Origin of the sequence: Prosthecobacter fusiformis (assembly GCF_004364345.1) — a bacterium.
Taxonomy (GTDB): domain Bacteria; phylum Verrucomicrobiota; class Verrucomicrobiia; order Verrucomicrobiales; family Verrucomicrobiaceae; genus Prosthecobacter; species Prosthecobacter fusiformis.
Window position 1 is genome coordinate 84899 of sequence record NZ_SOCA01000009.1, and the last position, 15752, is coordinate 100650.

At 57.7% G+C, this 15752-nt stretch carries 15 protein-coding genes; 8 read left to right on the top strand and 7 right to left on the bottom strand.

Features of this window, described 5'->3' with window-relative positions:
- The first annotated feature begins 10 nt into the window (after window positions 1-10).
- A complete protein-coding gene (locus EI77_RS18715; protein WP_208300410.1) occupies window positions 11-928 on the top strand; it encodes a sugar phosphate isomerase/epimerase family protein in 918 nt (305 codons plus the stop codon).
- Window positions 929-1008: 80 nt separating this feature from the next.
- A complete protein-coding gene (locus tag EI77_RS18720) occupies window positions 1009-2454 on the top strand; it encodes an MFS transporter (RefSeq protein WP_133796835.1) in 1446 nt (481 codons plus the stop codon).
- 49 nt (window positions 2455-2503) lie between these two features.
- Here the strand turns inward: EI77_RS18720 and EI77_RS18725 are convergent, their stop codons facing one another.
- The 4 genes from EI77_RS18725 to EI77_RS18740 all read right to left on the bottom strand — a co-directional run bounded on the left by EI77_RS18725 (window position 2504) and on the right by EI77_RS18740 (window position 6027).
- Window positions 2504-3199 carry a pseudouridine synthase gene (locus EI77_RS18725; protein WP_133796836.1) on the bottom strand — a complete coding sequence of 232 codons (696 nt, stop codon included), beginning with the start codon at window positions 3197-3199 and terminating at the stop codon, window positions 2504-2506.
- Window positions 3200-3259: 60 nt separating this feature from the next.
- A complete protein-coding gene (locus EI77_RS18730) occupies window positions 3260-4312 on the bottom strand; it encodes a hypothetical protein (RefSeq protein ID WP_133796837.1) in 1053 nt (350 codons plus the stop codon).
- A gap of 6 nt (window positions 4313-4318) precedes the next feature.
- Window positions 4319-5233, bottom strand: coding sequence for a DUF2167 domain-containing protein (locus tag EI77_RS18735; protein ID WP_133796838.1), 915 nt, complete (start codon window positions 5231-5233; stop codon window positions 4319-4321).
- Window positions 5234-5334: 101 nt separating this feature from the next.
- Window positions 5335-6027: a pseudouridine synthase gene (locus EI77_RS18740; RefSeq protein WP_133796839.1), complete on the bottom strand. Its 693-nt coding sequence runs from the start codon at window positions 6025-6027 to the stop codon at window positions 5335-5337.
- A 113-nt stretch (window positions 6028-6140) separates the two neighbouring features.
- On the opposite strand from EI77_RS18740, the gene EI77_RS18745 reads away from it, so the two are divergent.
- On the top strand, window positions 6141-6476 hold the full coding sequence (locus EI77_RS18745; protein ID WP_133796840.1) for a hypothetical protein: 336 nt from the start codon (window positions 6141-6143) through the stop codon (window positions 6474-6476).
- Between the two features lie 21 nt (window positions 6477-6497).
- Here the strand turns inward: EI77_RS18745 and xylB are convergent, their stop codons facing one another.
- Window positions 6498-8015 carry a xylulokinase gene (gene xylB / locus EI77_RS18750; protein WP_243838932.1) on the bottom strand — a complete coding sequence of 506 codons (1518 nt, stop codon included), beginning with the start codon at window positions 8013-8015 and terminating at the stop codon, window positions 6498-6500.
- 177 nt (window positions 8016-8192) lie between these two features.
- Between xylB and EI77_RS18755 the strand changes: the two genes are divergently transcribed.
- Genes EI77_RS18755 through EI77_RS18770 form a run of 4 tightly spaced genes read left to right on the top strand, consistent with a single transcriptional unit; the run spans window position 8193 to window position 9703 of the window.
- Window positions 8193-8570 (top strand): VOC family protein, encoded by a 378-nt coding sequence (locus tag EI77_RS18755; RefSeq protein WP_133796841.1) that lies wholly within the window; start codon window positions 8193-8195, stop codon window positions 8568-8570.
- A gap of 48 nt (window positions 8571-8618) precedes the next feature.
- On the top strand, window positions 8619-8897 hold the full coding sequence (locus EI77_RS18760; RefSeq protein ID WP_133796842.1) for a BrnT family toxin: 279 nt from the start codon (window positions 8619-8621) through the stop codon (window positions 8895-8897).
- A gap of 2 nt (window positions 8898-8899) precedes the next feature.
- Entirely contained in the window at window positions 8900-9226 is a 327-nt protein-coding gene (locus tag EI77_RS18765; RefSeq protein WP_208300411.1) for a CopG family antitoxin, read from the top strand.
- 42 nt (window positions 9227-9268) lie between these two features.
- Window positions 9269-9703, top strand: coding sequence for a VanZ family protein (locus EI77_RS18770; protein ID WP_133796843.1), 435 nt, complete (start codon window positions 9269-9271; stop codon window positions 9701-9703).
- Here the strand turns inward: EI77_RS18770 and EI77_RS18775 are convergent.
- Window positions 9672-11042, bottom strand: a complete 1371-nt coding sequence (locus EI77_RS18775) for an O-antigen ligase family protein (protein WP_133796844.1) — start codon at window positions 11040-11042, stop codon at window positions 9672-9674. The two genes, EI77_RS18770 and EI77_RS18775, sit on opposite strands and share 32 nt — an antisense overlap.
- Window positions 11043-11223: 181 nt before the next feature.
- On the opposite strand from EI77_RS18775, the gene recA reads away from it, so the two are divergent.
- On the top strand, window positions 11224-12321 hold the full coding sequence (gene recA / locus EI77_RS18780; RefSeq protein ID WP_133796845.1) for a recombinase RecA: 1098 nt from the start codon (window positions 11224-11226) through the stop codon (window positions 12319-12321).
- A 55-nt stretch (window positions 12322-12376) separates the two neighbouring features.
- On the opposite strand, the gene EI77_RS18785 is transcribed toward recA, so the two are convergent.
- Window positions 12377-15625 carry a PAS domain-containing protein gene (locus EI77_RS18785; RefSeq protein WP_133796846.1) on the bottom strand — a complete coding sequence of 1083 codons (3249 nt, stop codon included), beginning with the start codon at window positions 15623-15625 and terminating at the stop codon, window positions 12377-12379.
- Window positions 15626-15752 lie beyond the last annotated feature (127 nt).

Here is a 15752-nt window from a genome sequence, read left to right on the forward strand (position 1 = left end):
TTCCATGACCATGATCTCACGCCGTTCCTTCATCACCACCAGTCTGGGCGCTCTCGGGGCGTCGGCTTTGCCAGCCATTGAGCCGATCAACCGCGCGGGCAAAAGCCGCATGCAACTGGGGGTGGCGGCCTACAGTTTCCGTGAAAAATTTCAGTGGTCCCGTGGCAAAGAACAGAAAGCCAAGGATGGTGAAAAACTCTGGAGCATCCTGGATTTCATCGACTGGTGTGCAGACAACAATGTGCCGGGAGCGGAGGTGACGAGCTACTTTTTCCCACCGGATGTGGATACCCAATTTCTGCTGGAAGTGAAACGCCACGCTTATCTACGCGGTGTACAGCTCGCAGGAACCGCGGTGGGCAACAACTTCGCCCTGCCCAAGAGTGAGAAACGCGATGAGGAGATCGCCAATGTGAAGCGGTGGATTGACTACGCGGCGATCATGAATGCCCCGCACATCCGCGTCTTTGCAGGCCAGCCGCCCAAAGGCACGCCGGATGAAGAAGCACTGGCCACCTGCCTGGCCGCCTACCAGGAGTGTCTAGACTATGCGGGCGAAAAAGGCATTTTCCTGGGCCTGGAAAACCATCACGGTCTGGTCGCAAAGCCGGAAAACCTGATTCATCTCGTCCGTGAAGCCAAAAGCCCATGGGCAGGCATCAACTGGGACAGTGGCAATTTTCACACAGAAGACCCGTATGGTGATCTGGCCAAAATCGCCCCTTATGCCATCAATGTACAGCTCAAGATGGAGATCACCCATGCAGACGGTAAGACCAAGGAGGCGAGCGATGTGGATCGGGTCATCAAAATCTTGCGCGATGCCAATTACCAGGGCTGGTTCACGCTCGAGTATGAAGTCAAAGGCACGGATGCCTCGGTGGAAATCCCGAAAATCCTGGAAATGCTGCGGCCAAAACTGGCCTGAAAAGTTGGCGGGGGCTAACGCTTCGTAGCCGTTGATGCCCCCCTTTTATAATAACCGTTCACATTCCCCACGCTCCGCCCATGCCTGCTCCCAAACTGACCTCCACCCAATGGCTGATCTGCTTCATTGCTTCGATCGGCTTCGCCTTCGACATTTATGAACTGCTGATGCTGCCGCTGATTGTCGGACCGGCACTGCAAGAACTCATCGGCGCAGCGCCGGGGACACCAGAATTCAACAGTTGGGTTGGGAAGCTGTTTTATATCCCCGCCATCGCCGGGGGTGTCTTTGGTCTTTTGGGCGGTTATCTGACCGACCGGCTGGGCAGACGGCGCGTGCTGACCTGGAGCATTCTTATCTATGCCTTTTCAGCCTTTGCCGCTGGCTATTCCACCAGTGTGGAGATGCTGCTGTTTTTCCGCTGCTTGGTCTTTATCGGTGTGTGTGTGGAGTTCGTGGCGGCAGTGGCCTGGTTGGCCGAGCTGTTCCCGGATCCGAAACAGCGTGAAAAAGTGCTGGGCTATACCCAGGCCTTTTCATCCATCGGCGGTCTGCTGGTGGCTGTGGCCAATGGGCTGTGCATCAAGTATTCGCTGAATTTCCCGGCTATCCACTTCCCCGATTTCCTGAGCGGGATGTTTGGCGGCGGTGTCGTGACCGATGAGCATGCGGCTTGGCGTTATACGCTGATGTCCGGCCTTATCCCGGCGATTCCTCTGATCATCATCCGGCCCTTCCTTCCAGAATCGCCAGCCTGGGCGCAGAAGAAGGCCGCAGGAACTCTCAAACGCCCAAGCCTGGGAGAGCTCTTCACGCCGGAACTTCGTCGCACAACCTTGGTCACGACGGCGATGTTCGCCATGGCGTATGGAGCAGCCTTTGGAGCCATCCAGCACATCCCGCGCATCATTCCAGGTCTGCCTGAAGTGAAAGCCGCATCCGCAGCAGCCTCCGAAGCGGCGGCGACGGCCAATGCAGGCAAACCGCCTGAAGTGATCAAAAAAGCCTCCATCGTGGCAGGCAAAAAGGCTGAGCAATCCATCGCGGCCAATACAACCAAGATCCAGGAAGTGGGCGGTCTGGTCGGGCGCTTTCTCCTGGCGGCGCTGGCCGTGGTCATTGTCAGCCGTCGCAAGCTGCTGCGGTTGTTCGTGGTGCCTGGACTGGCGGTGATGCCCCTGGTTTTTGCCTACTGCGCAGTGACGGGCCTGATACCGCTGCAAATCGGCATTTTCTTCGCCGGGCTCCTGACGGTAGCCCAATTCAGCTTCTGGGGAAATTATCTGCCCCGTGTGTATCCGATGCATCTGCGGGGGACCGGAGAAAGTTTTGCGGCCAACATTGGCGGACGGCTCATCGGCACTTCCTTTGCCTGGGTGACAACCACCCTGGCGACGACGACGGATCTGGCCGCAGCTCCTGCGAAGCTGGCATATACCGCAGCAGCCGTAGGCTTCGGGGTGTATCTGGTGAGCCTCATCCTGTCCTTCTTCCTGCCGGAACCGAAGGAAGAATTGCTGGATTGATCCGAAATTAAAACATTATCCAAAAGGGCGGCAGCGATGCCGCCCTTTTTTATGCCGGGTCGGCGGGCAGCTCCAGCATCTGCCATTCCCCAGGGGCGAGGTTGCCCAGGGTGTAGTCTCCGAAACGGCTACGATGCAGCTTTTCCACATGCCAGCCCTGACTGGCGAACATGCGGCGGACTTGATGATACCTTCCCTCCATGAGGGTGAGTGAGGCGGTAAGGGGGCTGGTGATCTCCAGCTTCGCAGGCAAGCAGGGTTTCTCCTCACCCCGCAGCATGACACCGCCGCTGGCGAAAGTGGCGATGAGGGCAGGGTCCAGTTCACGGTCCACGGTGACCTCGTAGATCTTTTCCACCTCCGCCTTGGGAGAGGTGTAGCGGTGCACCAGCGGGCCGAGGTCGGTGATGAGAATGAGGCCGCTGGTGTTCTTGTCCAGACGGCCGATGCTGGTGACGGCAGGCTTCCGCGCCATCCACTGCGCAGGCAGCAGTTCATAGATGGTCGGTCCTTCGCCATCGCTGTGCGTGCAGACATGCCCAAGCGGCTTGTGCAGCATGGCCAGGAGGCCGTAAGGAGCCTCCAGGGCTGCGCCATCCAGGGTCACGTCCGCAGCCTCCACTTTTTGATCCGGTTTTTTTAAAATGAGGTCTCCGCTGCGCACGCGCCCGGCTTTGACAATGTCCGCGACCTGTTTGCGCGAACCATAGCCGAGGGAGGAGAGAAGCTGGTCGAGGCGGGGCACGGGATCAGGCTAGCGGTGCCAATGATCTGTGCAAGCCTGCGAAGCTATATCCCACGGAGCTTAAAAAGGCCGCAATTCCACGCCTCCGCAATCCTTGCAGAGGGCAGCCCCGGCCTGAAACTGGGCCTGGCAACTGGGGCAATAGCTGACGGAGCCAAGTTGTGGGGCAGGTGGAGCATCGATTTCAGAAACGGGATATCCTTCTTTCTCCAGGTAATCTTCCAAAATACGGCTTTGAAGAACGGCGGTGGAGCCAGACCGATAGCGAGCCTGTTTCCAATAGCGTTTTGCGAGAAGCCTCCAGGCTGCGTCTCCCAGGAGAGCACGGGGGGCCAGGGGATGAGAGGGAAGACTCACGGCTGCATCGGCAAAATGATCCGCTGCGCGCATGGCCTGCTGGGGGAGTAAAGCGATGGCAAGGGTCTTCCAAAAACGCCAAGGAATGCCCTGACTACGCCTGTAAAAGAGAATGGCCTGGGTCAACTGCCAGAGGAGCAGTGCACCTGCTGCCCACAAAACGGCCACCCCTTCTCCCAACCAGCGGTAAAGCGCGACGATGACCATGAAGGTCCACACAAAGATGAAACTGCCGAGGTGACGAAGCGCGCGCGTTCGACTGCTGAGAGACGCGGCCAAGTCTGTGATGGGTCCAGCCTGGAGAGATTGATGCGCCGAAGCAAGGAAACTGGCTTCCCTTTCTTCCTGAGAAAAAGTCATCCATTGTTGCACTTGTTGTTGGGCCTGGAGTGCATGCGCTTCACTCAGGCAGCGAACAGGGAGCCTTGGGCTGAGGTGGAGAGTGCGACCTTCCACTCTTGGTTTCACTTCCTCCCAAGGAAGCAAATGCGGGTGGCGATCATCGAGATTTACCTCCAGCCCTTCAGCAGCGGGGATGAGCTGCCAGGGCAGGGTAACAAGGTGCACCTGCAAAGGTGGCAAGAAACTGAGGAGCGCCGGGCTGCGCCCCCCAAGTGTGATGGGCTGAAACGGCCTATGTCCGCGCCAGTGACTGCCACTGCCAGTGAGCATCTGGCTGCGGGGGGGCAGCCAGCGCACGCACTCGATAAGATAGAGCGCGACAAAAAGCAGCAGCAGGTACTGGCCGTCAGTCATGCACGGTCAGATCTGTTCGCGCTTACCGAACAGTTTGCCAATGAGACTTTTGATGGCCACGCCGGCTCCAACCACCAGCAGGATAGCGGCTTTGCCCAGCTTTCCGACGAAGCCAGCCAGCTTGGCAAACAGACCCATTTTCCCAGCCGCCACGGCCGCACCGCCAGCGACCAGGGCCGTGAGACCATACTTGGCCACTTTATCCCCCGGCTGGTATTCGGCATAACTGTTGCCGGTGAGGTATTGATAACCGGAGATGATGCTCTGGTATTGGGGCAGGAGAGTGGTCATTTCATCAGGCGTACAGACGAGGTCAACCTTCATCACTCCACTGCGGCCCAAGAGTCGGGTACTGTAGTTGATGGATTCGCCATTGGCCGAGCCTACGCGCACGGCCCATTCCAGGTTTTTAGTCTGGTCATTAAACCGGGGTGCCACGGCCCAGCCGAGCAGCTTCAGTTCCCCAAGCCCCATCTCCCGACGGCGCTCATTGCCGATTTCCTGGCCTTCTTGCAAAGAGGCCAGCATGGCATCCGCATCAAGCTTGTCTTTCTCGTCGTCTTTGACGTAGCCAGAGTCTTCAAACTCAAAAATGACCCAAGGACCTTCGCCCTCAGTCGTCAGCATACCGAGCTCGCTCTCACCAGTGAGGTTGCCATAAAGCTCCAGGAGAGAGCGGGTGCCGTTGCCGTCGGTGAAGCGCCAGCCTTGAGGAATATTCACCTGGGCAATGCTGCCCAGAGTGCCAGTGCCCTGGCGGGTCCAGCCAAAGGATTCAATTTTGTCCATGAAGGCCTTCTGCCGCGCTGCGCGCTCCTCTGGCGTAGGCGGGGCCTCTGCCGGAACTTCTTGGGCAGGACAAAAGGAGACAACCAGGCCCATCAGGAGACCTGCCAATGTGAGTGTGCGTAGGTTTGACATAAGATCTCCTTGGAATGGATTTGCGGGCAGATTAACGGAGCACCGAAAGCCGTCGTCAAGTAAAGCATCCAAGCGATTTGCAAAGTGGTGAGGATCTATCCTTAAAAAAGGGCGACTTGCTGGGGCGTCAGTTCACGCCATTGTCCGGGCAGCAAATCTGCGGGCAAGTGAAGCCCGCCGATGCTCTCCCGGTGCAGGGCAGTGACGCGATTTTGCACGCGGTGAAACATGCGCTTCACCTGGTGATAACGGCCTTCATGGAGAGTCAGGCGGGCACGCCGTGGGGCCAGTATTTCCAAAGCAGCGGGCAGGGTGGTCAGGTCTTCCGTATGGAAATAAAAGCCTGCGGCAAAGGCGGAGACGGCTTCGGGCACAATGTCTTCCGCTGTCTCCACCAGATACACCTTGGGCACCAGCTCCAGGGGCTCGGTCACGCGTTTGGACCAGCGGCCGTCGTTGGTCAGGAGGACCAGGCCGGAGGTGTTGCGATCCAGACGCCCGGCGATGTGCAAAGTGTGTTTATCGGGGTCATCCAGCAGGTCGATGACGGTGGGGTGCACGGGATCCGTGGTGGCGCTGAGGATGCCGACGGGTTTGTGCAGCATAAGATAAAGAACCCGCTGGGATTGCTGGAGGACTTCCTCATCCAGCTCAATGCGGGTAAAGCGGCCGACTTCCTCCTGGTTATTCGTGCAGATGACGCCATCTACCCGGATGCGCCGGGCGGCAATCAGCCGATGGGCGGCAGTGCGGCCCATGGAGGATTGTTTGGCCAAAAAGCGGTCCAGTTTCATGCAGGCTCTTCATCGCACGAAGGCATGAGGACGTCCAGAAAAGGGGTGGCAACCCGCGCGTGAGTCCGAGGAAAATCTTTGAGGGCCTGATTGGCTGACGTAGTACACAGCGTGTGACTGCATCCACCTCCCCAGAACCGGACATCCCCGGCGGCTATGACCGCGAAGTGGTGGCCCGTGTGTGGGGCCTGGCCCAGGTCATTCCAGGCAATGACCCGGAGGTGTGGCGTAAAGATGAATTCGGCGCATGGATCCACCGCCATGACTATCGGCATCGGCACAGTGAATTTGGCTGGGAAATCGCCGACTATGGGTATCGACGCCAAGTCGGCGGGCTGGCTTCCCTGCGGCCCATGCAATGGCAAAACCACGTGGACTTCATGGTGGCGGCGAGGCGGCCCGCCGTGATGACGGCAGACGGCCTGCGCAATGCGAGGCAGCTTGTATAAAAGAATTTCTGGCGAGTTCGGTTATAGCCAGCCAGTCTGATTCAGCCTGCCGGTCAGCTCCATCTGACGCTCGAGCTGGGCTGCGTACAGGGCTGCATTCTCCGAATTCGGTTTGCAACGGGTGGATTCATCCAGCGTCACAAGCCTGGCGCAGAGGCTGTCATAACTGACGGTTTCACCTTTTTCGTTAGCCTGGGCATAGGCGGCCTGGATGGCAGCGCCCAGAGCAGCCCCCTCACTGGTATCAAGGGTGACGACTTCCGCATTGAAACAATCGGCGGCGATCTGACGCCAGACACTGCTTTTGCTGCCGCCACCCGTGAGGCGGATTTCCGTGGGGTTCATGCCCAGGTCACGGAAGCGCTTGAGACCATAAGCGAGGCCCAGCGTGGCTCCTTCCACCGCTGCACGGGCGATGTTTTGCGGCGTCATATTACCGGGCCGCAGACCATGGATCACGCCACTGCCGTTAGGAAGATTGGGTGTGCGCTCGCCATTCAGGTACGGCAGGAACATGACTCCCTCCGCCCCAGCAGGTGCAGCCTTCACGGCTTCTTCGAGCTGCTGAAGATCCCATCCCTGCATCAAGCGTACCTGCTCTGTCACAACGGTGACATTCATGGTGCAGACGAGGGGCAGCCACTGGTCTGTACTATCACAAAAAGCAGCCACCTCACCCTGGCCATCCACCACAGGATGGGAGGCGACTCCGTAAAGTGTGCCACTGGTACCGAAGCTGGCGGTGATGACGCCGGGCTTGATGTTTCCTGTGCCAATGGCTCCCATCATATTATCCCCGCCGCCGGCGCTGATGATGACGTTTTCACTGAGGCCCCAGGCCTGGGCAAGCTGTGGACGCAAACGACCATGGACACTCCGGCTGGACCCCAGCTCCGGCAACATGGAGCGGACACGAGGGTCGATGTAATCGCAGAGTTCATAGCTCCATTCGCGGCTGTTCACATTCAGGATGCCCATGCCGGAGGCATCTCCGTATTCCATGCGCTTCACACCGCTGAGCCAGAAATTGATGTAATCGTGGGGCAGCAGGATGGAGGTCGTTTTAGCAAAATTCTCCGGCTCATTCTGCTTCATCCAGAGCAGCTTTGGGATGGTGTAGCCGGGCAGCATGGCATTGCCTGCGAGGGCGATGAGGCCGGGCTGGCCACCGAATTCATGGGCCAACTCCTCACACTGGGCCTGGGTGGAAGTATCGCACCACAGCTTGGCCGGGCGCACGGGCTTATCATCCGCATCGAGGGCCACCAGACCATGCTGCTGACCGCTGACGCCGATGCCTGCGATTTTGGCGCTGTCCGCACCGAGTTTCTCCAGGCACTGTTTTACACAACTGTCCACGGCATCCAGCCAGTCCTGCGGATGCTGCTCAAGGTGCCCGGCAGGCAAGCCATCGATCAAATCATAAGCGCTGTGACCGGAGGCAACAATCTTGCCGCTGTCCAGATCCAGAACGATGGCCTTCGTGCTCTGGGTGCCGCTGTCAATGCCGAGGAAATACATGGTGGTGGGTGGGTGCAAAAGCGCCGCCATCATTGGCAGGCGGACGGTATCACGGCAATGGCAAAAAATGAATCCCGGCAGAAGGATAAAGTCAGAGCCTAGTCACAGCTAAGGCGGGACCGGGGTCATTCTATGCAATCGCCCTGTTGCCTTGGGGGTTCGTCTGCGACACAATGCGGGACACTGATTTAAATCATGGTCACCAAACTCCTTCACACCCGCTATCGCGTGAACGATCTGGACAAGACCGTGACGTTTTACAAAGACGTCCTCGGCCTGCAAGAGATCAAACGCCACAAATCCCCACGCGGCTCTGAACTGGTCTTCCTGAAGACCCCGAACAGCGATGAGCTCATCGAAATCTGCTCCTTCCCGGCCAGCGGCCCAGTCACCCTGGGGCCGGATGTCACCCACCTGGCCTTCGAGGTGGATGACCTGGAATCCTTCGCCAAGCATGCCGCGGAAAAAGGTTATCCGTTTTCAGATGGTCCTACGGAAAGCTCCAGCGGCACGTTTGCCTTCATCGATGCTCCCGAGGGCTATGAAATAGAACTGATCCAATACCGGAAGTAGGCACAAAAGGAGCCGCCGGTAACGTTGATACTCAATAGATAACTTATTATGGACTTCGACTGGATTGGCGTTGCCTTTGATCTCACCAAGCTGCCTCCCAAGGATATTGAGGAGTCGTTTGAAGATCCGTTTTCCCTGAAGCTGCTGCCGGATGATAATGGCGACGGCACTAGCGCCCGCTATTACAACCTGGGCAAGGCCCTGAGCGGGCGTGCTGTTTTCGGGGTTTTTTGGACCGACGGCAAACGCTACCGAGTCATTTATGCCCGAGACATGACGCACACGGAGGCGGATTTTTTTGAGCGCAAGAAAGCGGAGGACATGTAATCATGGAACCATCACGACGCAAAAACGAAACCACGCAGATCCCCCGGTTCAGTGATGAACTGCCGGCGATCCTGGCCTGGAAAGAAGTCCCTTCCTTCGATAGCCCGGAGGCAGAAGGAAAGTTTTGGGAAAAACATCAGGTGGACCCGCGGCTGATGCAGATGTCCATCCACCGCTCAGACGTCCGTGAATCCACCACCATCACGTTGAGATTCGATCCACGGATGCTCAGCCGGATCAAGCGGATCGCCCGGCGGCGGTATTTAAACTACCAGAGCATGATCAAGCAGTGGCTCAGCGAGCGTATGGAGCAGGAAATGAGGGACTGACTTCTGGATTGAGCACAGGCTCACGTAGGGCTACTTCACCGCATGGTTTTCGCCATTCAAAACTTCTTTTCCCGGCTGGCCGGTCACCGCTGGTTTTGGTGGGCATGTGCAGCCATCTGGGGCATTGTACTTTTCACCTTGTCCTCCCGGAGTACTCTGCCTCCTGGACCACAAATTCCGTATCAGGACAAGGTCATACACTTTCTCTACTTCAGCGGTGGAGGGTTCTGTTGTGCACTGGCTCTTTTCAGCCATGCCGTGCCGCCAAAACCAGGCTGGGTATGGTGGCTGACGGGCATCCTTTTTGGAATGATCGTCGGCGCATTGGATGAATACCACCAGACCTTCACCCCGGGCCGCAGCGGCAATGATGCAGGTGACTGGCTGGCCGACCTGACCGGTGCAGGAACGGGGGCCTGGATCGCCTGGATCTTGCTCAAGTGGGTCAGACGGCAGGTGCCGTCGAATCCTGCGTAAACCGGGCCGAGGCGATCACCAGCGGAGTCCAAAACAGCAAGGGCTCATAACGGGCGATGGAAATGAGTGCCCAGACGCTGTCACCATCGAAACATAGTCCCGCCAACCCATAACCGCTGAGCATGAGCCAGACAGGCTCGCCACGCCGGGCCAGACGATAGCTCCTCTGGAGTGCCCACCCTACCAGACCGGCCAGTCCCAAAATCCCAGGCAGCCCACCATGCACAAAGGTATCCCAAAAGACACCATGCAGGTGCTCCGGATACCAGTGCAGGGAGCAGGACCAGCAATCATCATCCGCCCACATGCCTTTTCCCAGTAGCCAGTCCTGCCAGGTGCTCATGCAGCCAATGGCCGCACTGTAGATGAGGAAACGCCCGTTGTCTGACCGCTGCATCGCCGTCTGCATCGGGTTGGATGAAACCACGGTGTCACCAAATTTTCCCACAGCGATCGTCTCGTTTGGAATACCGAGGCGCTTGGAAGCATCCTTGGCCGCCAGATGAGAAAGCAGCGGGGCTGAGACCTGGAATAGCACCAGCGTGCCCACCACCAGGGCGACTGGTTTCCATGAACGCCGCCAGCCTACCGCCAGCAGCAGGACGGCATGCCCGCAGACGAGCGCCATCAAGGCTCCACGGCTCAGGGTCAGGATCGTCGCCAAGTAAAGAATCACCAAGGCCACCAGCCAACGGCGACGATTGCGGGTACCTGTGGAGGCATTCCATCCTGCCGCAGCCCAGCACGCCGCGAAGCCAAACGTCAGGCCTGAATTGACTGAATTCCATCCGCCATAAACAAACCAGTTTCGCAACCGCGACCCGAAAACACCTTCAGGATGCAGGCCATAGAAAATGATCAGACTCACTCCCGCTGCAACGGTGGCCATTGCCACAATAGGCTTGCCCAGAGCGAAGATCACCTGTGGTCGGCGGGCGGTCTGCCAGAGAGTCAGCAAAAAACCCATGAGCAAAAGGCCATTGCCCCAGCCCAGCCAAAGGGCGGAAAGGGTGGCACCGGGAGATTCAAAAATGGAGCTCCGCACCAGCATCAGGCTCCACAAAACGGCCACGCCTTGCATCCAACGGTCCTTTTTCAATGCCTCGGCCAAGTCCTCATGACCCCCGGCCATCAGCCATAAAACAGCCAGGATGAGTCCCCAGGCCAGTTGCAGCCATTGATTGTGCAGTACAAAATAACCGCCTAAGAAACCCGCCATATTTGCCAGCAGCAGGGTCCTCTTCAGAAGAAAGGCCCCATCATCCGCAAGCGCGGCAGGCGAATCAGTCAGCCGCCATGTCGTAGCACCGACGGCGGAAGATGGCGGACGTTGAGGCATCAAAACGATTTCTAACTTACTCCTTTTCTTCACTTAGCCAAGGTCTTCCTGCAATCCCTGCCTCGGCGCTTGCCTGACACACCCACCGCTGCTTTAAATCCCTTAGTTTCTGTAAAAATACTTTACGAGGGGGCAAAAATGCTCCAACTGTTCGCCAGAACATCTAATTTAATACCTGATTATGGCCAAGTCTCCTGCAAAAGAATCCTCCGCCGAGCCGACCAACAAGATCGCCGAAGCACGCGCCCGCAATCTCGACATCGCTCTTCAGCAGATCCACAAGGACTTTGGTGAGGGTTCCATCCTGCGCATGGCGGGCAATGAAAAGGTGGATGTGGCCGTCATCCCTACAGGCAATATTTTGATCGACCAAGCACTGGGCGTGGGCGGTTTTGCCCGTGGGCGTGTGGTGGAAGTTTATGGGCCGGAATCCTCCGGTAAAACGACTCTGACCCTGACCGTCATTGCCCAAGCCCAGAAGGCCGGCGGCATCGCCGCCTTCATTGACGTGGAGCATGCGCTGGACCCCAACTATGCCCGCCGCCTGGGTGTGAAGATGGATGAGCTGCTGGTCTCCCAGCCTAGCTCAGGTGAAGAGGCGCTACGCATCTGCGAAACGCTGGTCCGCTCCAACGCTCTGGACGTCATCGTCATTGACTCCGTGGCCGCTCTGGTGACCCGTCAGGAACTGGAAGGTGACATCGGTGATTCCACCGTGGGTGCCCAGGCCCGGCTGATGAGCGCTGCCCTGAGAAAGCTCACCGCCATCATTTCGAAAGCCCGCACCTGCTGCATCTTTACTAACCAGATCCGTGAAAAAATCGGCGTCATGTTCGGCAATCCGGAGACGACTCCTGGGGGTAAGGCGCTCAAGTTCTATTCCAGTGTGCGCGTGGACATCCGCCGCATCGGTGCCATCAAAAGCAGCGATGGCACGGTGACCGGCAACCGCACAAAGGTGAAGATCGTCAAAAACAAGCTGGCACCTCCTTATACGGAGGCTGAATTCGACATCATGTACAATGAAGGCATCTCCAATGTCGGGTCCATGCTGGATCTGGCCATGGAGCATGACATCCTGCAGAAGCGTGGTTCCTGGATCAGCTATAAAGGCACGCAACTGGCCCAAGGTCGCGATGCGGCCAAAGAGGCGCTCAAAACAGATACCAAACTCTACGAAGAGATCGAGCAAGCCGTCAAAGCGAAGCTGGCCGAGAAGGGAATCTCTACCGGTGGTGGTGGCAGCCCTGCCGCCGCCGCTGCGGAAAAAGCTGAATAAAGATGGCTCATCTTGCCGGCCCTGTCCCCAATTTAAAAGGGGATGAGGGCTGGTGCTAAAGTTTTGGCAGGCGGGTGGAAAGCTGGACCAGTGCCTGGCGCAATTGGGCGAACTGAACAGGCTTGGTCAGGTGAACGACGAAGCCGGATTCGTGCGCTTGTTTGATGTCTTCCTCCATTCCATAACCCGTCAATGCAATGCCATGCAGGCCATACGATGCATGCAATGTTTTCATCAGTTCCATTCCCGTGCCATCAGGCAGGCCGACATCGCTGATGACGCCGTCAAATCGATCTAGGCTGGCTGCCTCAAGGGCTGTGGCGACACTGTCCGCCGTCGTGATGTGATGGCCCGCGCGGGCAAGCAGCCGGGCGAGGACTGTCAGCGTGGGGGCATGGTCTTCAACCAAAAGCAGACGCATCGTCATACTCTCAGTAGGAGACGGAGAAACAGGCCGGGACATCTCCCCTGCCGCACTTTCCGGGGACTCCTTAGCTTTTAAGCTGACAGGCAGTACCACCGTAAAAGCGGCACCGTGTCCAGGACCTTTACTGGCCGCAACAATGCTGCCCGCATGCAGTTCCACCAGAGATTTGGAAATCGACAATCCTAAACCCAGCCCTCCAAAGCGGTGATCATTGGCGAGCCCTGCTTGCTCAAAGGGAAGAAAGATACGACCCAGTTTATCCCTGGCAATGCCGATGCCTGTATCGCTTATCTCAACGACAATCTGGCTTCCTTCATTGCGTGTGCGAACGCTGATCTGGCCACCGGATGAAGTGAACTTGACAGCATTTTTCAAAAGGTTCCAAAAGACCTGCTGGAGCCGGGAGGGATCACACTGAAGGCGGGATAGCGGTGCTTTAAAATCTGTGTGGAGAGTCAGCTTTTTTGCCTGTGCCTCATCCCTGACGATATCCAGCGCCAGCTCAATGAGGGAGTGCACCTCCTGCTCCTGGAGCCGGAGGGCCAGTTTGCCATGGGAAATACGGGTCAGATCCAGCAGGTCATCAATGAGCCGGGCTTCCAGTGCGATATTCCGCTGGATCATGCACAGGGTGTCGCGGGTCGAAGTATCCAGGCTGGCATCTTCAGACAAGGCCTCCGCTGCCATCAGCACAGGTGTCAGTGGCGTGCGCAGCTCATGAGAGAGGGCGGCCAGGAAGTCATCCTTGGCACGATTGGCACGTTCTGCATCTGCGCGTGCCTGCCGGGCTGCTTCTTCAGCCCGGACCAGGTCATCGATATCCGTGGAGGTCCCATACCAACGGACGATGGCCCCATGTTCATCCCGCAGAGGCAGCGCCCGGCCCAGAAACCAACGATAGGCACCCGCACGATCGCGCCAGCGATAGCGGATTTCATAAGGCTCACCGGTATTCACGGAATGAGACCAGCGGTCCAGGCAAACCGGCAAATCCTCAGGGTGCAGGACATCCACCCAACTGGCATCACCTGCATTTCCCTCAGGATGGCCGGTGAATGCATACCAGCGGCGGTTAAAATATGTGACCTGTCCGTCTGGTCGCGCCAGCCACACGACCTGCGGAGTAAGATCCGCGATCTGGCGAAACCGGGCTTCACTTTCCTCCAGTTCCCGGGTCACCCGCACGCGCTCCAAAGCCTCCCAGCACCGGTTCGCCACATGGCGCACGAGGCTGACCTCGGCCTGTGTCCATTGGCGGGGAGTCTTCTGATGCACGGCCATCGCTGCTACAAAGCGGTCATCTTTACGGAGAGGCACGCAGATGACGGCACGAATCAAGGTGGCTTGATAAGCGGTGAGATCCTCCGGCGCAGGCTGATGCTTCTCAATGTCCTGCACGACATAGGTCTCGTCAGCACGCATGCAGCGCAACGCCTCAGTTCCAAACTGAGTAAAGGTAAAACGCCCGACGATGCTTGGCACCGCACGGGTATAGTCTCCTTGGATGTTCATGCTGTCCTCATCCGCTTCAATTTCGGCATAGGCACAGCGGTCAGCACGAAGATGTTCCCCCAGCAAGCGGGCGGAGGTGGCGACGATCTCCGCCGCATTGCTCAGCGGGCGTACCGCATCATCCAATCTCACGAGGAACCCCTGGCGGGCTTCAGCCAGCATTCGTTCAGTGATATCCACAAAAGCCCCCACGCTGCCACGCGGCTGCCCTTGGTCATCAAAGAGCGGCGCAGCATATTCCAGCAGGCGGATCCAGCGACCATCCGCATGCACAATGTTGAGCTCCAGGTCTCGGATTACCTTTCCTTCACGAGCGGCAGTCTGCATGGGCAATTCCTCACCGGACAGCTCCCGACCGGTGTCATCAATGATCTGGAAATTGGCTGGCCTCTCCTCCTCAGGTGCGGTCTTGGAGGCATTCCCGTCACGTTCCAAACCCAGCACCTGGGCAAAGGCGGTATTGACCCGGATCTTGCGGCACTCGCGGTCCAACGCAATCCCGATACCCACGGGCAGGACATCCAACAGTGTTTCCAGTTCCGCCACTCGGGACCGGCTTTCCAGGTTCAACCGCGCCATCTCCATCTCCGTGCCGCGTTTTTCGCTGATGTCCGTGCAGCGAATGGCCACGCGGCTGTCGCTTTTTGCGCCGACGGGAAAGGCATAGACATCAAACCAGCGGCCCATACTCTCCGCACCCTGTACAAAACGGACGGCCTTCTGGTTGCTGGCCACTCCGCCATAGACATCGAACCAATGCTGCTCCAGCTCCGGCACCAGCTCGCGGGCGGTTTTACCCACCGCATTGTGCAGCCCAGTCTGGCCTTCAAAGGCTGAATTCACATCCACAAACCGATAATCAACAGGCCGCCCATTCCCATCCCAGATTATCTCGACAATGCAAAAGCCTTCATCAATGGCATTGAACAGCGAGCGATAACGTTCCTCGCTGGCACTTAAGGCAGCCGCCGTTAGCTTTTCTTCGGTGACGTCCCGGAAGTAAACGGACAGCCCGCCGCCCTGAATGGGAAAGCCCCGCAGGACATACCAGTGCTCCCAGGGCGCATGGAAGTATTCAAAGTCCACCGCCACACCGGCAGCCACTGCATGCCGGAATTCCCGCTCCAGATTTGTCCCCAATGTTTCAGGAAATATTCTCCAGTAGCACTGGCCGAGCAATTGCTCTGGATCTCCCACATAAGGTGAAAAAATACTCCGCGCCGCTTCATTGAGAAAAGTGAAACGCCATTCGCTGTCGAATGCGCAAAAGGCATCCGTAATGCTCGCTAGAATGCGGTCCACGCGTTCTTCACCTTCACCGGGCAGAATACGCACTGAGTCAGTAAATTGGGAGGGTGACGCCATAAACGGCCATGCAAGGTTAAACCTCCATCATTTCCGGTCAAGCCTACGAGCAACAATGCCGAAGACGTTTGGAGAAAAACCTCAAATGCAAAAATGCATCGGTCCTGAAGCATCGCATGCGTTTATT